Annotated in this window: 15 protein-coding genes and 1 pseudogene; 12 read left to right on the top strand and 4 right to left on the bottom strand. The window is 57.5% G+C overall.

Annotated features, from left to right (window positions below; translation table 11 throughout):
- Positions 1-229: 229 nt before the first annotated feature.
- From C2U54_RS16825 to C2U54_RS16810, 4 genes are all read right to left on the bottom strand, one after another.
- On the bottom strand, positions 230-1,537 hold the full coding sequence (locus tag C2U54_RS16825) for an HdeD family acid-resistance protein (RefSeq protein ID WP_199184427.1): 1,308 nt from the start codon (positions 1,535-1,537) through the stop codon (positions 230-232).
- 2 nt (positions 1,538-1,539) lie between these two features.
- Positions 1,540-2,787, bottom strand: a complete 1,248-nt coding sequence (locus tag C2U54_RS16820) for an MASE1 domain-containing protein (RefSeq protein ID WP_103179684.1) — start codon at positions 2,785-2,787, stop codon at positions 1,540-1,542.
- A gap of 136 nt (positions 2,788-2,923) precedes the next feature.
- On the bottom strand, positions 2,924-4,168 hold the full coding sequence (locus tag C2U54_RS16815; RefSeq protein WP_103179683.1) for an MFS transporter: 1,245 nt from the start codon (positions 4,166-4,168) through the stop codon (positions 2,924-2,926).
- 147 nt (positions 4,169-4,315) lie between these two features.
- The gene (locus C2U54_RS16810; protein ID WP_103179682.1) at positions 4,316-5,851 is read right to left on the bottom strand and encodes a methyl-accepting chemotaxis protein; all 1,536 of its coding nucleotides are present in this window, start codon (positions 5,849-5,851) and stop codon (positions 4,316-4,318) included.
- Positions 5,852-6,197: 346 nt separating this feature from the next.
- Here C2U54_RS16810 and C2U54_RS16805 point away from each other — a divergent pair, with 346 nt between their 5' ends.
- From C2U54_RS16805 to C2U54_RS16745, 12 genes and pseudogenes are all read left to right on the top strand, one after another.
- Positions 6,198-6,737 carry an adenylate kinase gene (locus C2U54_RS16805; protein WP_103179681.1) on the top strand — a complete coding sequence of 180 codons (540 nt, stop codon included), beginning with the start codon at positions 6,198-6,200 and terminating at the stop codon, positions 6,735-6,737.
- Between the two features lie 110 nt (positions 6,738-6,847).
- Positions 6,848-7,843, top strand: a complete 996-nt coding sequence (locus C2U54_RS16800) for an LLM class flavin-dependent oxidoreductase (protein WP_103179680.1) — start codon at positions 6,848-6,850, stop codon at positions 7,841-7,843.
- Entirely contained in the window at positions 7,840-8,961 is a 1,122-nt protein-coding gene (locus C2U54_RS16795; protein WP_103179679.1) for an amidohydrolase, read from the top strand. Before C2U54_RS16800 ends, C2U54_RS16795 begins: the two co-directional genes overlap by 4 nt.
- A 15-nt stretch (positions 8,962-8,976) precedes the next feature.
- Positions 8,977-11,237 (top strand): annotated as a pseudogene (locus C2U54_RS27765) (NtaA/DmoA family FMN-dependent monooxygenase).
- 9 nt (positions 11,238-11,246) lie between these two features.
- On the top strand, positions 11,247-11,756 hold the full coding sequence (locus C2U54_RS16780; RefSeq protein ID WP_103179676.1) for a GNAT family N-acetyltransferase: 510 nt from the start codon (positions 11,247-11,249) through the stop codon (positions 11,754-11,756).
- A gap of 9 nt (positions 11,757-11,765) precedes the next feature.
- The gene (locus C2U54_RS16775) at positions 11,766-12,689 is read left to right on the top strand and encodes an amino acid ABC transporter permease (protein ID WP_103179675.1); all 924 of its coding nucleotides are present in this window, start codon (positions 11,766-11,768) and stop codon (positions 12,687-12,689) included.
- Positions 12,673-13,446 (top strand): amino acid ABC transporter ATP-binding protein, encoded by a 774-nt coding sequence (locus C2U54_RS16770; RefSeq protein ID WP_103179674.1) that lies wholly within the window; start codon positions 12,673-12,675, stop codon positions 13,444-13,446. The genes C2U54_RS16775 and C2U54_RS16770 overlap by 17 nt, the downstream gene beginning before the upstream one ends.
- A gap of 9 nt (positions 13,447-13,455) precedes the next feature.
- Positions 13,456-14,343, top strand: a complete 888-nt coding sequence (locus C2U54_RS16765; RefSeq protein ID WP_103179673.1) for a transporter substrate-binding domain-containing protein — start codon at positions 13,456-13,458, stop codon at positions 14,341-14,343.
- Positions 14,344-14,386: 43 nt separating this feature from the next.
- Entirely contained in the window at positions 14,387-15,007 is a 621-nt protein-coding gene (locus tag C2U54_RS16760) for a glutathione S-transferase family protein (RefSeq protein ID WP_103179672.1), read from the top strand.
- A gap of 32 nt (positions 15,008-15,039) precedes the next feature.
- Positions 15,040-15,270: a tautomerase PptA gene (gene pptA / locus C2U54_RS16755; RefSeq protein ID WP_103179671.1), complete on the top strand. Its 231-nt coding sequence runs from the start codon at positions 15,040-15,042 to the stop codon at positions 15,268-15,270.
- A 299-nt stretch (positions 15,271-15,569) separates the two neighbouring features.
- Entirely contained in the window at positions 15,570-15,848 is a 279-nt protein-coding gene (locus tag C2U54_RS16750) for a hypothetical protein (RefSeq protein ID WP_233210450.1), read from the top strand.
- A complete protein-coding gene (locus C2U54_RS16745; protein ID WP_103179670.1) occupies positions 15,845-17,980 on the top strand; it encodes a T6SS effector phospholipase Tle3 domain-containing protein in 2,136 nt (711 codons plus the stop codon). The genes C2U54_RS16750 and C2U54_RS16745 overlap by 4 nt, the downstream gene beginning before the upstream one ends.
- The last annotated feature ends 1 nt before the right edge of the window (position 17,981 follow it).

Here is a 17,981-nt window from a genome sequence, read left to right as displayed (position 1 = left end):
GGCGAAGCATCCTACCTGCAATTAATAAACGACGCAAAAAATAACGGCGTGAAAGTGATGCAGATGGAATGATTATTTGCGTCCAACTGGATGCGGATTTCCTGTTCCTGAAGGATGAACGCCCAGGCATACAGACCACATGTGTGGCAGGCGCATAATGAGGCCGCGATGACCCATATCGCCATCGTCGAAGCGGTGAACGGCAGCCAGGTGGTCTGGCTGGAGAAAGTCACCGACGAGCACTATCCGCAGATGTAGAAAATCTGCTTTTGATAAACGCGATCAGCGAAACGCCATTGGGATGCACGATGGCGTGCAGCGCCCGGGTATAGTCCAGCACCAGCCCGGGCGTCCAGGCCATATTGGTGGCGCGTTTGCGCAGCTGCGCGGCGATCCACAGCTCCGGAATGAGCAGCAGCCGCAAAAAACCGCCCCGGGTACAGCGCTCTTTCAACACGCCATCCAGAGCCGCTTCAAGGGCATACGCCACGCTGCTGGAGCAGTTGCGCCAGGTGAGGTTATAGGTTTCGGTCTGGCGGTACTGCGCCCAGAAACTGTTAAGCGACGCCGCATTAAAAATGGAGAAGTGGATTTTGCGGTTAGACTCGCACCAGATCCCCGCCTCATAGCGATAGTCAGGTTGGTATTTCCCCGCCACGGTATTCGCTTCAACCGCTTTGAGCAGATTAAAAAACTCGGAAGGGGAACGGTCGATCTCCGCTGCCGGATAGAGGCTGATGTAGAGGTGGGGAGGGCACTCCAGCGCCGCATGGCCGGTGGATATCACCCCGTTGGCATCCACGGCGGCGATATAGCGGTTAATGACCGGGCGCGGCAGGGGCTGCTGTTTTGCCGATCCTTCCGGGGTCCAGACATGGACAATCAGCTGATTGCCCGGCGTGTTTGTCACGGTGGGGGGCAGCGCCTCGCGCGGGGCGGGGATCAACGTCTGCGGGGCGAGAATATCAAACACCGAGCGGCCATGACGGACCTGCCGCATCCGCAGGGAGAGGAGCACCGACTGCACCCCGCCGGTGAGCATGACCATGCCGATAAACTGCGAGACGGTGCCATCATGCTGCGTTGGAAAGGGCAGGAACAGAAAAATGGCGAACAGGATCTGTGCCACCCCGGCGAGCAGCGCTCGCCGCCAGTGGGTAAAGCGCACCACCACGGCAGAGGCGATGGTGAACAGGCCGGTAATGAAGTACGCCAGCCCAAAGACGATGGCCAGCGCCAGCGTGCCGTCGTGGCGTCCGGATAAAATCAACATGGCGATGAGCAGGAACAGGCCGCCCTTGAAGTAAAAGATGCCGCGCTGGGTTCCTTTCGCCGCCGACCCCAATGTCAGGGATACCAGACTGTCGAGCAGCAGAAACAGGCCAAAGATATGCAGCGGAAAGTGCAGCCCGCCCTGCAAGCCATCGATAAAAATGGCCAGCCCAAGCCCGCCCCAGAGCACGCCTGCCAGCATAAAGTAAGGTGCCGCTTTACGGACAAATGTCGCACCGGCGAGCAAAAAGGCGATCTGCAGCATCGTTAAACCTCCTCCTGCGGCGTGGTCTGGAACAGGCTTCCTCTCTCGCCGGACCAGAAGGCGACAATTACCGGGCGATCCTTATCCGCCATCAGCAGCATATTGCGCTCTGTTATCGATAGCGGTGGGCGGTCCGCCAGCGCCAGGCTGAAACGAAAGGGCTCGGTTACGGGCTGACCCTGCGCCACCGCCTGCCAGCGGGCAACCATCTGTTGCTTCTGCTTTGCATCGGGAACCCGGGCGAGCAGGGCTTCCCGGCTGGTGAGAGGGGCTAATACGGCACTGAGGCGCGGGTCGGCATGAGACTCCCAGACCAGACGACCGCTTTCAGGATCCAAAGAGTACGCCACGCCCTGAAAACGGCCATCCCCTGGACGGTGTGTTTTCTGGGCGCGGATAAAGACCAGCAGCAGGGCGGCCGCGGAAAGGTAGCACTGTGCCAGCAATATCGACTCTTCCGGCATCAGGCGGGCAAAATAGAAGGGACCGGTCTCCCGCCATGAGGCGTAAATAACCACCGCGCTAAAGAGAATGAAGGCCAGCGACGCCAGACGATTACCGCACACCACGGTGGTAGCGGTCAGCAGGATCAACGGCAGGCAGGCGAGGGAGTAAATCAGGGCGATATTGTCGCCGCGATCGGGCACGTCGCTAAAGATGAACAGGGTCGCCAGCAGTATTGCGAACACTAAACAGACCCCCAACAGCGACTCGCGCCGCGCCGCTTTATCCCCCGGGGCCAGCAGGCCCATCAGCGGCGGGGTGACAAACAGCGTGCCGGTGACGTTGGCGCCCCAGGCGAGCCAGAACCAGCTCATCTGAAGGGTGCCGGCAAGAGAAGAGAGCCAGATCGCCCCTGCGAGCGCGTTCAGGGTACTGAAGACGACCGTGGCAATCGTCCAGGTGACGATCTTATGCAGCCGATCGTAATGCCGTGAAAAGTAATGCACCGACCAGGCAATCCCCAGATGGCTGGTCAGTGAAAACGCCCCCAGCGCCAGGGAGACGTGAAAAGTATGGTGAAAGGTGAGCCCCAGCACCAGACGGGCAATAAACAGAACCAGCCACAGCGCGAGCCATTGCTTTTTTGCACTCAGCAGAAAGGCGGTAACGGCAACACCTGAAGGTAGCCAGATAAAAGCCGTCCGGATGTCGGGGCCGTCGAGACAGAGCGACAGCCATCCCAGGAGATAGTAGAGCGCCCCCCAGGCGAGTAAGGAATACGCTGACGTCAGTTTCGCTGCTTTCATCCAGGCTCCCGGCGGCGGTTATCGCTTTAAAAAGATATGACCTTTTCGCCGGGTTAGCCATTTTTGCGGTGATCGGTAAGGCGTATTAGTCAAACCCCCGATCTCATGTCATGCACCCGATATTCACGCGTGTTGTTCAAATATCTGAGTGCTGTTCTGCCTTTTTGGGGGATGGGTGTCGGAGAGACAGCAATACGGCAGCTAATGTCAGTAACGGAATACCATGAAAAAGGACAATAACCAGCGCGGGGGTAAACCAGATATAGAATGGCGCGACAATTAACATACCCACGCCAAATCCGGTCATCTGCAGCAGCGTCATCAGGCTAAAAACAGGCAATCGTAATGATTCAGGCTCGCGTTGAATACGCGAGATCAGACTGACGTCCGCCAGACCATCTCCCACTCCGGCCACTGCGATAAACATCAGTGCCAGCGGAAGGGCTGTCTGTTGAAAGGTAAAGATAAAGCCAAGGGACATAAACGCCACGCCATAAAAAAACAGCCGATCTGTACGCATCTCGCAGCGCACTAACAGGTAGTTTGCCAGACGCGCCCCGGCGAATTTTCCACTGGCCCAGACAGCCAGCAAAAGCCCCATTGTTTTCCCGGCTGATGCGGGTGTAAAAAGCGCAGAAATGATGGGAAAGCCTACGTTATGGGCAGCACTGCCCAGGGTATCGGCCATGGTTACCAGCAACATGCCTGCTAACAGCGGAGCCGTCCGCAGCCCTGTGACCAGATTACGCCACTCTTTACGCTGCTGTGTTGACTCATCAGCAACAGGCTGCACCAAAAAGCGTAACGGCAGTACGCACAAACCCGCCACCAGATAAGTCACAATATTCGCAGCAAACACAATCTCGTAGCCGCTGGTCGCCAGAAGAATACCGGATACAAGGCTTCCCGTCACCGCCCCCGTCGCAGAGGCAGAGGTTAACCAGGCGTTTGTGGATACACGTCGGGACTCATCAATCCACAAGGGCAGCTGACTGTTAAGCCCGATAGCGAACATCGAATTTCCCAGTCCAATACCCAGTGCAATCAAAGGCAAGATATAAAGCTGAGTCGCCGCAGGCAAAATTAACAGCGAGGCTAACAGCGCAGCGCGTATTACATCAAAAGCCACTAAAGGCAGACGGCCATGAAAGCGGCGAAAAAAAGGCACACCGACAGCACTTGCAATGATGCCTCCTGTCACCCGGCAGGCCAGAAAGATACTCACATGCGTTACGCTCTGGCTCAGCAAGTACACATAGGTGGACAGCACCACCATATTCAGGAAAGCACCAAAATCAGAGATAAACCTGGCCGTAATGATTAAGCCGCTATTTCTGGCGGAACGGGTATTCACTCTTTCGTCTGGCAGTCTATCACTCATTCAGGTTGCCCTTGTGGAAAACAGCGACAGGTATCTGTCTGATTATGCATGGTTTAACATATTCTTAACCCAGATGCGCTTTCCATCAAGTCATCTTCAGTTGGCGTGCGACCACCGTCTGTTTTTTATCGTCTTACCCCATCACTTTTAGCCGCCAAACACCGCAATCGCCTGTTGCAGGCGGGTGGTGCGCTGGGTGAGGTGGTTGGCCGCCTGGGTGACATGCTCGACCATCCCGGTATTGTTATGGGTCATTACCCCGATACGGGAGATGGACTCATTGATCAGGCTCAGGGCCTGGGTCTGCTCCTGGGTAGCGTGTCCTATCTCCTTAATAAGTGATGACATATTCAGTACGTTGCCAATCATGGTGGTCAGCTGCGCTTCGGTCTGCGCTACCATATCCACCCCGGCATTGACGCTGGCGACGTTTTTCTCGATAAGCGCGGCGATCTCCTTTGCCGCTGACGCCGAGTGCTGGGCCAGATTACGCACCTCGGCGGCCACCACCGCAAAACCGCGTCCGGCTTCTCCGGCGCGGGCCGCTTCCACCGCAGCATTGAGCGCCAGAATATTGGTCTGGAAGGCGATCCGGTCGATCACCGCGATGATATCGACGATCTGGCCGTTATCCTTTGATACCGACTGCATCATGCCGATGGTTTGCTTCATCACGGCTTCGCCACGGTACGCGCTGGCGCTGGTCTGGTCCGCCATCTGGATAGCCTGTTCTGCCGTATCTGCGGTCTGCTGAACCGCGCTGGCTATCTCTTCCACCGCCGCGGCCGTCTGCTGGAGATCGTCCGCCGTCTCTTCGGATCGCGCCTGCAGGGCATCGCCTTCCTTCGCCACCTGCTGGCTGATAGCGCGGATGCCGCTGATTTGCGTTCCCACATCATCCACCAGCGAATTGAGGTTTAAGCCGGACTGGTTAACCAGCCGCATCATTAAGCCTATTTCGTCGACACGTTCAAAATGGGTAGAGTCCGTTTTGCGCCCGGAAACCACGCACTGCATCTTTTTGACGATGGTTTTTAACGGGCGACAAATCTGGGCATTAAGAAACAACCCCAGCAAAATAAAGAGGAGCCCCAGCGCCGCAATTTGAATTAAGCCGCCGGGGAGAGATAAAGAAACAGCAAAGGCGAGCAGGGCGGTTATCCCAAGGGAGTAATTAATCCGTTTTGCCGTGCTGAGACGTTTGAAAAGCGAGAGAAAGGAAAATAGTCCCCGGCGAACCAGCACCCCTTTATAAAAGCGGTGGCCTTTTAGCTGATTATTACGCACCCGTCCATAGCGCGCTTCACTGGCATCTATCTCATGGCGCGCGGGAATATTGCGCACCGAGATATAGCCGGTAAGCATGTCATTCTGATAAACCGGCGTCACGTTGGCGCGCACCCAGTAGTGATCCCCGTTGTGACGGCGGTTCTTCACCAGTCCCGTCCAGCTTTCACCTGCTTGCAGGGTAAACCACATATCGGCAAACGCCTCTGCGGGCATATCCGGATGGCGGATCACATTATGAGGTTCACCAATAAGATGTTCTTCTTTATAACCGCTGGCATCAATAAAGGCCGAGTTCGCGTAAGTAATATGGCTCTGGATATCGGTGGTCGACATTAAGGTCGAGCCTTCGTTAAGCAAATACTCGTTTTGTGTAACGTGATTGTTACGCCTCATAAATTACTCCAGCCTGATGTCTGCGTAAATAAAAGCCACCCGAAAAAGATTCAGGTAAGGTTGTATATTATTTTAAATAGTCCGGACGGCGTATTCTCCACAAATTCCCGATAATTAGAAAGTATCGCCATTAACTATTTTTTATTGGTTATGGGTGGCGCGCGTAATAAAAATGTCATCAACAAGGAGAAAAGGTTGGGGGTGGCGGGGAATAAATTGACTTAAGCCAAATATAAAGAAAGTAATGGATACCTGACCGAAACCGGACTCTTCGAAATAGCGTTTCATTAACAATGATAAAACATTATCATGGTTGACCACGGTTATCCGCTTAACAGGTGAGACGATGAAAATTAATATTATTGGCACCAGCGGCAGCGGCAAGAGCACGCTCGCCCGCCGGATCGCCACTGAACTGGCGCTGCCCTGTATCGAAATGGATACCCTCTACTGGCTCCCGGAGTGGCAGGGTACCCCGGACGATGTTCTCTTTGCGAAACTGGAAGCCGCCCTCAGCGCGACACCTGGCTGGGTGCTGGACGGCAACTATAACCGCACCCGGCCCCTGAAATGGCGCGACGTGGATCTGGTGGTATGGGTGGATTACGGCCTGGCCCGCACCCTGCGTCAGGCGGTGACGCGGGCGGTAAAACGCGCCTGGACGCAGCAGGAGCTGTGGCCCGGCACCGGCAACCGGGAGAGCTTTCGCCGCTCCTTTTTCAGCCGCGAGTCGATCCTGCTCTGGACGCTTAAAACCTGGCGCAGCAACCGGGCGCGCTACGAGGCGGATATGCGCAACCCCTCTTATGCCCATATCCGCTTCGTCCGTATTACCACCCGACAACAGGCCGAAGCGCTGCTCGCGGAGCTACGTGCAGCGCGCTAACCCGCCGCGGTATTTCTGAAATATGGCAAACCAAATGTAAATTAATTGTTTCTCAGCGGTGAAATCGCCCCTTAATAATGGCGACATGTTTAGTCAAACGAGATTGCAACATGTCCTGGCGAATCAGCATTCTGGATAAAAGTCCTGTCGCAGAACACGAAACGGCCGCCGATGCGCTGGCCCGCACCCTGAGCCTGGCGCAGCAGGCGGAGACGCTGGGTTATCACCGCTTCTGGATTGCCGAACACCACAACACCCCGCAACTGGCGAGCCCGTCCCCGGAGCTGCTGATTGCCTGGATCCTCGGGCAGACCCGGCGCATTCGCGTCGGCTCCGGCGGGGTCATGCTGCAACACTACAGCCCCTACAAAGTGGCGGAAAACTTCAACCTGCTGGCGGCGATTGCCCCAGGGCGTGTGGATCTGGGCGTCGGCAAGGCACCCGGCGGACTGCCGCTGTCGACCCGGGCATTACAGCTCGGCCTCAGCCAGCAGGAGAAGGGCGATTTCGCCGCACAGCTGGCGCAGCTGGATGGCTGGATCAACCCAGGTTCAGAGGAGGAGGCGGTGCGTGCCACCCCGCGGCCGCAGGTGCCTGCCGCCGGTTTTCTGCTCGGTGCCAGCGTGGAGAGCGCGCGTCTCGCCGCCCGTCTCAACTGGGACTTTGTCTTTGCCGCCCATCTGAATGGTGACCCCGAACTTCTGCGTGAGGTCATTGAGACCTGGCGCGCCCACAGCGCCCGGGAGGTCATTGTCGCGGTGCAGGCCATCGTTGCCCCCACACAGGCGCAGGCCGGGGCGCTGGCAAGCGCAGTAGAAGTATGGGGCGTTGAGCTGGCCAACGGCCAGCGGGTGACCGTCGCCAGCGAAGAGCAGGCCTACGCCTTTGCCCGCCAGGCGAACAGCGAGCCGCTGCGCATCGCCCGTCGCGCCCAGTCCCTGCTGGTGGGCACTGCGGAGTCGGTGCTGGAACAGCTGGAGGCGTTGCATCAGCAGTGGGGCATTGACGAGTTCATCATCGATACCCCGGTGGCTGACGGCGCTGCGCGGGTGCAGTCCCTGCGCCTGCTGGCCCAGGCCCGACAGCAACGGGAGGTGGCGGCATGAGCCTGGAGCAACAGCTGATCGCCTGGCGCCGCGAGCTGCACCAGAACCCGGAGCTTTCCGGCGAGGAGGTAGAAACCACCGCGCGCCTGCGCCAGTGGCTGGGGGATGCCGGGATCGCCATCCTTCCCTATGACCTGCAAACCGGCGTGGTCGCCGAGGTGGGGAGGGGTGAAAAACAGATTGCCCTGCGCGCGGATATCGACGCCCTGCCGATTGAGGAGCGCAGCGGGGTGGCGTTCACCTCTCAGCGTGCCGGGGTGATGCACGCCTGCGGCCACGACATACACACCAGCGTCATCCTCGGCGCCGCCTTGCAGCTGAAAGCGCGGGAAGAGGCGCTCAATGGCCGGGTGCGGATCCTGTTCCAGCCCGCGGAGGAGAACTTTGGCGGCGCCAAAAGCCTGGTGCGCGCCGGGGCCCTGCGCGACGTCAGCGCCATCTTCGGCATGCATAACGAACCCGGTTTACCGGTCGGACACTTTGCCACCCGCGGCGGCCCGTTTTACGCCAACGTTGATCGCTTCGTGTTGCGCATTACCGGTAAAGGCGCTCACGCCGCCCGTCCTCATGAAGGTCACGACGCCATCGTGACCGCCAGTCAGCTGGTGACGGCCCTGCAAAGCGTTGCCAGCCGCAACGTCAACACCCTCGACTCGGTGGTACTGAGCGTGACGCGCATTACCGGGGGAAATACCTGGAACGTGCTGCCGGAGCACGTCGAGCTGGAAGGAACCCTGCGCACCCATCGCACCGAAGTGCAGCAGAACGTGAAGGCCCGGGTAGCTGAGATCGCCGCCGGATTCGCCAGCGCCTTTAATGCGCAGATCGATATCACCTGGTATGCCGGGCCTACCGCGCTGGTCAACGACGCCACCTGGGCCGAGTTTGCCACCTCGGTGGCGCGGGAAACTGGCTACGAGACGCAGCAGGCGGAGCTACACATGGGCGGGGAGGATTTCGCCGTCTACCTCCAGCAGATCCCCGGCGCTTTCGTCAGCATTGGCAGCGCCAGCCCCTATGGATTGCATCATCCGGCTTTTAACCCGGACGAAGCCCTCATCGCACCCGCCGCGCGCTATTTCGCCCGGCTTGCAGAAAAAGCACTGAATCAACTTTAAGGGGAAGGAGTCACTATGACCGCAACACGACAGCTGCGTCTGGGCACGATATTGCATGGCGCGTCGGGGAATATGTCGGCCTGGCGCCACCCGGCAGCAATCGCCGATGCCAGCATCAATTTTGATTTCGTCAAAGAGACGGCCCTGAAGGCCGAAGCGGGCAAGCTCGACTTTATCTTTGTCGCCGATGGCCTCTACATCAACGAGAAGTCGATCCCGCATTTTCTCAACCGCTTTGAGCCCCTGACCGTGCTGTCGGCGCTGGCGACCGTCACCTCCCGGCTGGGGCTGGTGGGGACATTATCCACCTCCTACAGCGAGCCGTTCACCGTGGCGCGCCAGTTCGCCAGCCTCGATCACCTGAGCCATGGCCGGGCGGGCTGGAATGTGGTCACCTCGCCGCTGGAGGGGTCAGCAAAAAATTTCTCCCGGGATAAGCACCCGGAGCACGCCCTGCGTTACCGGATTGCCGACGAATATCTCGACGTGGTGAAAGGGCTGTGGGACTCCTGGGAGGGCGACGCCTTTGTGCGTAACAAAGAGACCGGGCAGTTCTTCGATCCGCAAAAGCTGCACACCCTCGATCACCACGGGGATTTCTTTAAGGTGGCCGGGCCGCTGAATATTGGCCGCACACCGCAGGGCAGGCCGATTGTCTTCCAGGCCGGCGCCTCGGACGATGGCAAAAGGCTGGCGGCGAAACATGCCGACGCCATCTTTACCCACCATGACACCTTTGATGAGGCCCGGGCGTTCTGGCACGACGTGAAAAGCCAGCTTAAACAGCATGGCCGTCGCGAGGACGAACTGCACATCTTCCAGGGGGTAAGCGTCATCGTCGGGAAAGACAGTGACGATGTGGAGCAGCAGTACCAGACCACCGCCGCGCTGGTCTCCATCAACGATGCCCTGAACTATCTTGGCCGCTACTTTGAGCATCACGATTTCAGCCAGTATCCGCTGGACGAGGCCTTCCCGGACATTGGCGAGCTGGGCAAAAACAGCTTCCGCAGTACCACCGATGAGATCAAGCGCAACGCCCGGGAGCGCAACTTAACCCTGCGTCAGGTGGCGCTGGAAGCCGCCTCGCCGCGCCCGCGTTTTTCCGGCACCCCGGAGCAGGTGGCCGATGGGTTACAGCAGTGGTTTGAAGGCCATGCGGCGGATGGCTTCATTATTCAGGGCGGCACGCCGGACACCTTCCCGCGCTTTGTTGACCAGGTGGTGCCGCTGTTGCAGGCGCGCGGCCTGTTCCGCACTGAATACCCCGGCACCACCCTGCGCGAGAGCCTGGGTTTAGCGCAGCCCGTTAATCAGTTCACAAAACAATAAGAGAACCTGCCATGAAAAAATCATCGCTTATTCTGGCGCTCGCGCTGGCCTTTACCCCTGCCGTCTGGGCAGAGAACGTCACAATTAACGGCACCGGGGTGAGCCTCGAGGCCAATAAAACGCCGATCAACACGGCAAAAAATCCCCAGGCCATCGCCCAGTTGCCCGCCAGTTTTAAACCGGTGGTACCGGGAAAATTCACCGTAGCGATTGCAGGCCTGAGCCAGCCGCCGCTGACGGTCTTCGCCGATGACAACAAAACCCTGATTGGCAGCGAGGCGGATATCGCCCGTCTGGTGGCCGACAGCCTCGGTCTGGAGCTGAACGTGGTGCCCACCTCCTGGGAAGACTGGCCGCTGGGGGTCTCCTCCGGGAAATACGACGCGGCGATCAGCAACATCACCGTGACTAAAGCGCGCAAAGAGAAGTTCGATTTCGCCACCTACCGGAAAGATTCGCTGGGCTTCTACGTCAAATCCACCAGCCCGATCAAGAAACTTGAGCAGGCTGAGGATATCGCGGGGCTGCGGATCATTGTGGGCTCCGGCACTAACCAGGAGGCGATCCTGCTGGCGTGGGATGCGGAGAACCAGAAGAAGGGGCTGAAGCCGTTCACCCCCATCTACACCAAAGACGAAGCCGCCCAGACCCTGGCGTTACAGTCCGGTCGCGCGGACGCTTACTTTGGCCCGAACGTGATCGGCGCATGGAAAGCGGCCCTGAACGGGAAAACCAAACTCGTGGGCAGCGTGGACGGCGGCTGGCCGAAAGCGGCGCACATCGCCGTCACCCTGAAAAAAGGCAGTGGCCTGGCAGAGCCGGTGCAGACCGCGCTCAACGGCGTGATCAAGAACGGCGACTACGACAAGGTACTGAACCGCTGGGGTGAAGGGGTGGAGCGCATCCCGTACTCCGAAGTTAACCCGGCTGGTCTTGGCGACTAAGGAGATCCTATGAGCGACCTTTTTCGTGACGTTTCACCGGAGGATGCCGATCTTCAGCCCATTATTAACGGGCTGTTCGGTGAATACGCGGCGCGCTACGGGGACTACTTCTCTAAAGATACCGAGGTGGAACTGACCGAGTGGTATCTGCCGCCCCAGGGGCTGTTTATCGTGCTGGAGCGCGACGGAAAGATTATCGCCACCGGGGCCTATAAGCCTTTCGATGTCCGGACCGCCGAGATCAAACGTATCTGGACCGACAAATCCCTGCGCCAGCAGGGGCTTGCCGCCCGGGTGGTGCAGGAGCTGGAGCGCCGGGCGTGGCTTGCCGGTTACAGCCAGATCTACCTCACCACTGGCTTTCGTCAGCCGGAAGCGGTGCGGCTCTATCTGAGCCAGGGCTACGCGGCGCAGTTCGATCTTAACCGCGACCCGGAAGAGTACAGCCAGCCGCCGTTTGACGGACGGCTGCGCTTCACCAAAACGCTGGTACGCGAAGCGTTCAGCAAATCGGCATGAGGAACGACGATGAACAACGTTGAAACCATCAAAGTGGTCCCGGCGCGCTATCCGCTGCGCACGGTGGGGGCGATTGTGGCGCTATTTGTGCTGGCGGTGGTCATTCAGTCGGTGGCCTTTAACCCCCGCTGGGAGTGGGCGGTGTTTGCCCACTGGTTCTTCGACCCGGTGATCCTCGAGGGGGTGGGGCAGACATTGCTCCTGACGCTGATCGGCACCCTCCTTAGCGTGGTGTTTGGCGGCGTGCTGGCCCTGGCGCGGTTGTCCTCCTCGTGGCTGTTGAGCAGCCTCGCCTGGGGGTACATCTGGCTCTTCCGCTCCCTGCCGCTGATTGTGGTGCTGATCGTTCTCTACAACTTCTCCTATCTCTACGACAGGCTGTCGCTCGGCGTGCCGTTTACCGGCATCACCTGGGGCAGCTTTGAAACTATCAACGTGCTGGGGCAGTTCTCTACGGCGGTGGTCGGGCTGACGCTGGTGCAGAGCGCCTATACCGCGGAGATCATTCGCGGCGGCTTTTTAGGGGTCGATCACGGCCAGTATGAAGCGGCAGCGGCGCTGGGCTTACCGGCCTCACGCCGTACCCTGCGTATCATTCTGCCGCAGGCGCTGCGCACCATTTTGCCTTCCGGGTTCAACGAAATCATCAGCCTCGCCAAGGGCACAGCGATGGTTTATGTCCTGGCGATGCCGGAGCTGTTCTACACCATCCAGATGATCTACAACCGCACCCAGGAGGTGATCCCGCTGCTGATGGTCGGTGCCGTCTGGTATCTGGCGATCACCACCGTGCTCTCGGCCATTCAGCACCTGGTTGAGCGAGGCCTGGCCCGCAGCGAGCGCCGCTCGGCAGTGAACAGCTCCCGCGCCACCCGCACCCGTTCAGTCACCACTCCAAGCACACAGGAGCCCGTCCATGCCAGCCTCTCCTGAAGGACATATTTCCATTACCGGTGTGAGCAAGTTCTTTGGCCGCCACAAGGCGCTGGATAACGTCTCGCTGGAGATCCCGCCCGGCTCGGTAACGGTGATCCTCGGCCCGTCCGGCTCGGGTAAATCGACCCTGCTGCGCACCATTAACCACCTGGAGCGCGTCGATGAGGGCTTTATTCAGATTGACGGGGATTACATCGGCTATCGCCGGGAGGGCAATACGCTGTACGAGCTGAAAGAGAAGGCGATCCTCAAACAGCGGGTCAATGTCGGCTACGTGTTCCAGAACTTCAACCTGTTCCCGCATCTGACGGTGCTGGAGAATCTGATCGAAGCGCCCATCGCCCACAAACAGCTGAGCCGTAAAGAGGCCATCGAGCGGGCTTACGAACTGCTCGACGTGGTGGGGCTGCGGGATAAAGCCGACGCCTGGTCGCGTCATCTTTCTGGCGGGCAGCAGCAGCGCATCGCCATTGCCCGGGCGCTGGCGTTGCGTCCGCGGGTGATTCTGTTTGATGAACCCACCTCGGCGCTGGATCCCGAGCTGGTGGGCGAGGTGCTGGATGTGATCAAAAAGCTGGCCCGCTCAGGCACTACGCTGGTGGTGGTGACCCATGAGATCGGCTTCGCCCGGGAAGTGGCGGACCAGGTGGTATTTATGGTCGACGGCAAAATCGTGGAGCAGGGCAGCAGCGACGAGGTGCTGAACCGACCGTCCCACGCCCGAACGCGACAGTTCCTGTCCAAAGTGCTGTAAGGAGTAAAGATGAAAAAGGGCGTACTGGCATTACTCATGGTGGCATCCACAAGCCACGCCGCGATTGATTTACAGGCCAACGAACAGCCACTGCCGGTGACGGTGGACAAGCAGGCGGTGGCGAAGATCCCGGCTAACTATAAATTTGTCGAACCGGGCACCCTGACGGTGGCCATTTCGGCGCTCAACTCCCCGCCGCTGGCGCTGCTGGCCAGCGACAACCGCACCCGCATCGGCAGCGACCCGGATATCGCCCGATTGCTGGCGGGCAGCCTCGGGCTGAAATTAAAGCTGGTACCGACGGCGTGGGAGGACTGGCCGCTGGGCATCACCTCCGGGCGTTACGACGTGGCGCTGGTGAACATTGCGGTGACCGAGCAGCGTAAAGAGAAGTTTGATTTTGCCACCTATCGCGTCGATAACCTGGCCTTCTCGGTAAAATCCACCAGCGAGGTGCAATCGATTAAAAGCGCCGCCGATCTCTCAGGCAAAAAGGTGATTGTCGGCTCCGGCACTAACCAGGAGCGCATTCTGCTGGGCTGGAACGAGGAGAACAAAAGCGCCGGGCGAGAGCCTGCGCTGCCGGTCTATCTGACCGACGACGCCTCCGGCAATCTCTATATCCAGTCCGGCAGGGCGGATGTCTTCTTCGGCCCGCAGTCGGTCTCGGCTTACAAAGCGGCGCTGACCGGCAAAACCCGGGTGGTGGGCTTAGGGCCGAAGAAGGCGTATGTGGCGACCACGACTAAAAAGGGGAACGGGCTGGTGTATGCCTTACAGGCCGCCCTCGACGGGGCGATCCAGCGGGGAGAGTACCAGAAAGTGCTGGCGCGCTGGGCGGAGCAGGGCGAAGCGGTAACGCAGTCGGAGGTCAATCCGCCAGGCATCACCTACTGATGCTGCTCTACACTTAGGGTTTTGACCCTGAAGTGGAGCGATCATGATCAAAGTGTATGGCGTACCGGGCTGGGGTTCAGCCATCAGTGAGGTGATGCTGACCCTCGCCGACATTCCGTATCAGTTTATCAACGTCGACGGGTTCGATAAGCCGGGGGCAACCCGTGAGCTGCTGGAAAAACTCAACCCGCTCTGTCAGGTGCCAACCCTCGAGCTGGAAAATGGCGAAATCATAACGGAGACGGCGGCGATTGCGCTGATGATCCTCGATCGTTGCCCGGAACTTGCGCCTCCGGTTGGACGCGCGGAGCGCCAGCAGTTTCAGCGCCTGCTGATCTGGCTGGTAGCCAACGTCTATCCCACCTTTACCTTTGCCGACTACCCGGAGCGCTGGGCACCGGACGCCCCGGAACAGCTACAGCAAAACTGCCGTGAATACCGGAAATCGCTCTACCTGTGGCTGGATAATCACCTCAAAGCCACCCCATACGCCTTTGGCGAGCAAATCACGCTGGTGGACTGCTACCTGTGCGTGATGCGTACCTGGGGACCACGTCCGGACTGGTTCGCTGCCAATACCCCGAAGATCACGGCCATCGCCGATAGCGTGTGCAAGCTCCCGAAACTGCACAAGGTGCTAAAAGACAACACTATTCTCTGCTAGTCTGGAATGCTCATTCAAAAGGAGCCCTGCACATGCCACACGTTGATATCAAATGTTTCCCGCGCGACCTGAACGACGAGCACAAAACCGCCCTGGCGGCGGATATCGCCGAGGTGATTACCCGTCATCTGAACAGTAAAGATCGCGCCATTTCCGTAGCCCTGAACGAGGTCGCAGAAGCGGACTGGAAAGCGCAGGTCTGGGACAGGGAGATTGAGCCGAAGCTGGATGAGTTGATTAAAAAGCCGGGTTATTCGATGTAAGCCTTTTGCCCGGCCTGCGTGTACTGTACCCGTGTAGGCCGGGTAAGGCGCAGCCGCCACCGCAACCCGGCAAATAAGGTTGCCGGTTAAAATAACGTATTCGTCATTTTGATATTTAAAACTGGATGAACGGTATTTATTTTATATTTACGTGGTGATTTTTAAAGAGTATAGATTTATTTTGTGAATAACCTGATAATTATCATATCTGGTTTCATATAGCCAGGTCATATTTTGATAACGGGTTTGGGTGTATTATTTAAAAATACACCCACCGTTTATTAAAAGGATGTTTAACTATGCCAGGGAATTCCGCGGCGGTCCAACAACAGGACACCTTGAATCGTTATTTGTTGTATTTTCCCCGAAGTAAAAGCGTTATTCCGGATGTTCACTCGTTTACCGGAACAGAGGGGTTAAGCGAGCCCTGGCTACCAACACAACAGATTAACGGCTCGACTACGCAATTTTCCCGCCTTAAGTCATACGGTGTTGAAGCGCTGTATGAGTGCGTGCTGGAGCATGAGCTGGCACTGCTGGTCAGACGCTATCGTTACAAAAAGGGGCTGATGGAATGAGGGAGACGAAGACAAAACCGTACGCCCCGCGGGTGGTCTCGGAGGGCGATATTCCGGTACACAAAAGCCTGGGCGAAGTGGCCCAGACGCGCAACGTGGGCGTGCCGCGCCCGATGCCGGGCATTGTGATTCTGGTCCACGGGGTGAACGACGTGGGTGAGTCCTACCAGAACCAGGAGAAGGGCATTCTTGCAGGATTGGGGAAACGGCTTAACCGACAGGATTTTTATGCCCATGAATGGAAAAATTACCGAATCATCACTCCCGGCCGTTCGCCCATTATCCCGTTTTACTGGGGATATAAACCGGTGACCTATGACGACTACCGGGCAGACCAGAAGCGCTACCGGGAAGAGGTCGGCAAGATGAGTGATAAAGCCCATCTGCCGTATGATGCCTATCAGGAAAATAACGAGAAGAATAAAGCGGCGCTGGGTAATGACGGCAAAGGACCCTTTAAATTCCAGAGCGATAACTTTAAAAACGCGCTTGATATGCATTTTGCCAAAGGGGGCGGAACCTTTGCTAATGCGACGACCACTATTCCCGACATGTTAGGGCCGGGTGCCGGTGGCTTTGGTGTGGCAGCTGCGGGATTTGCTTCTCTGCATCTGAATGGCGGCGATTTCACCCATCCTGTTTATGAAAACCCGCACCGCATTTATCAGTTTTTTGCTGCGCAACGGTTGGCGGATTTGATTCTGACTATCCGCCGTGAGCCGATAACAGAAGATGATGTGATTAACGTGGTGGCTCACAGCCAGGGCACAATTATAACCATGCTGGCGAATATGCTCGTCAAGCAAGAAGGATTAGATCCGGTAAACTGCGTCATTCTCAACCACTCCCCGTATTCACTGGAGTCGCGCGCGTTTGAAAATATTCAGCCTGGATATCAACAGACCAACGCGGCCAGGCAGAACACCTTCAAAAACTTCTGTCGCCTGATGTACACGCAGTGGAAAGGGGGCGGAAAAATAACAGAGGGTGAATTGCAGGTGATGGAGGCCTCCTGCACCCTGCGTAAACCTTCCGATAATCCGCTGCGAACCGATGACCGGTATTGCCGGAGTAACGACGGCAAGGTGTACAACTACTTTTGTCCGAACGACGGCGTCGTGTCGCTGGAGAACGTGCAGGGGTTTGGCTGGCGGGGTATCCCTCAGAAAATAGCCCGGGATATTCCTAATCTCTTCCAGCGCGTCTTTTATCAGCACGGCGAGGTAGGGAAAGCCCCGGACGCAAAACCTTTCGCGTTGCCGCCGCGAAAGGAGGGAGATGCAGAATACGCCTTCCTGACCAACAGCAGCTACAGCTACCGCGATGTGGTGGTGAACGGAGAGGAATTACCGGAGCCATTTACGTTTAAACTCCAAGGACAGGATAACAGACCTGATAACGATCCGCAGACCAGTGACAAACCCTATACCTATTATATCGATCCGGACAGCCCGGATGCTTACATCTCTTATTCCGCCAAAGCCAGCGCTATTAAGCGCACGGAATCTGCAATGTATATGCTCAACAGCTATCAGCGTATCAGCTGGAAACCGGGGCATGTCTTAACGCGCGATGAACTTGAGGTTGAAAGTATTGCCCGGAAACACACAGTCATTGAAGGGAAGGTTACGGGTTCAAAAGAGTACCCGGTACTGTCTATTACCTGGCTGAAAACCCGTGAAGAGCTGGAAGCAGAGTGGCAGAAAAGGGATCCGGTAGGGTACAGCCAGCACTCTTCCATTGTGATGAGCGAGTTTGCGCCGTCTCGGGCAATGGCCTTTGACCTGGCTATTGGCCAGTGCAAAGCGTTTGACTATCAGGCTGGAAAGTTTTGGGAGGCACTGTTACATCTGGCGGACTGGCGGGATCCATTGAATAAAAATAGTGACGTCAAAGAGTACTACCGGACAGGAAGATTACCAGTAGGTACAACTAAAAACTATATGAATAAACCTGATGAAGCGCTGCCTCAAGGGCATTATGGCGTGGAGAATGATTATGCTGGAGTCCAACCGAATGTTCGTAACCCGAAAAATATCGATATGGGCCTTTTCAAAGCAGATGACTTTCAGGAAAAGAAGTTATTGCAATGGGATATGCCAAAACCTAAAAATGATAACCAACTGGCTTAAG

The sequence above is a fragment of the Leclercia sp. LSNIH1 genome (genome assembly GCF_002902985.1).
Lineage (GTDB): Bacteria > Pseudomonadota > Gammaproteobacteria > Enterobacterales > Enterobacteriaceae > Enterobacter.
Note: the sequence above shows the minus strand (reverse complement) of the source record. Positions and strands in the feature narration are given on the sequence as shown.

Excerpts from the sequence above, each read along its gene's own strand:
- C2U54_RS16825 (WP_199184427.1), bottom strand. The coding sequence starts at position 1,537 with ATGCTGCAGATCGCCTTTTTGCTCGCCGGTGCGACATTTGTCCGTAAA.
- C2U54_RS16820 (WP_103179684.1), bottom strand. The coding sequence starts at position 2,787 with ATGAAAGCAGCGAAACTGACGTCAGCGTATTCCTTACTCGCCTGGGGG.
- C2U54_RS16815 (WP_103179683.1), bottom strand. The coding sequence starts at position 4,168 with ATGAGTGATAGACTGCCAGACGAAAGAGTGAATACCCGTTCCGCCAGA.
- C2U54_RS16810 (WP_103179682.1), bottom strand. The coding sequence starts at position 5,851 with ATGAGGCGTAACAATCACGTTACACAAAACGAGTATTTGCTTAACGAA.
- C2U54_RS16805 (WP_103179681.1), top strand. The coding sequence starts at position 6,198 with ATGAAAATTAATATTATTGGCACCAGCGGCAGCGGCAAGAGCACGCTC.
- C2U54_RS16800 (WP_103179680.1), top strand. The coding sequence starts at position 6,848 with ATGTCCTGGCGAATCAGCATTCTGGATAAAAGTCCTGTCGCAGAACAC.
- C2U54_RS16795 (WP_103179679.1), top strand. The coding sequence starts at position 7,840 with ATGAGCCTGGAGCAACAGCTGATCGCCTGGCGCCGCGAGCTGCACCAG.
- C2U54_RS16780 (WP_103179676.1), top strand. The coding sequence starts at position 11,247 with ATGAGCGACCTTTTTCGTGACGTTTCACCGGAGGATGCCGATCTTCAG.
- C2U54_RS16775 (WP_103179675.1), top strand. The coding sequence starts at position 11,766 with ATGAACAACGTTGAAACCATCAAAGTGGTCCCGGCGCGCTATCCGCTG.
- C2U54_RS16770 (WP_103179674.1), top strand. The coding sequence starts at position 12,673 with ATGCCAGCCTCTCCTGAAGGACATATTTCCATTACCGGTGTGAGCAAG.
- C2U54_RS16765 (WP_103179673.1), top strand. The coding sequence starts at position 13,456 with ATGAAAAAGGGCGTACTGGCATTACTCATGGTGGCATCCACAAGCCAC.
- C2U54_RS16760 (WP_103179672.1), top strand. The coding sequence starts at position 14,387 with ATGATCAAAGTGTATGGCGTACCGGGCTGGGGTTCAGCCATCAGTGAG.
- pptA (WP_103179671.1), top strand. The coding sequence starts at position 15,040 with ATGCCACACGTTGATATCAAATGTTTCCCGCGCGACCTGAACGACGAG.
- C2U54_RS16750 (WP_233210450.1), top strand. The coding sequence starts at position 15,570 with ATGCCAGGGAATTCCGCGGCGGTCCAACAACAGGACACCTTGAATCGT.
- C2U54_RS16745 (WP_103179670.1), top strand. The coding sequence starts at position 15,845 with ATGAGGGAGACGAAGACAAAACCGTACGCCCCGCGGGTGGTCTCGGAG.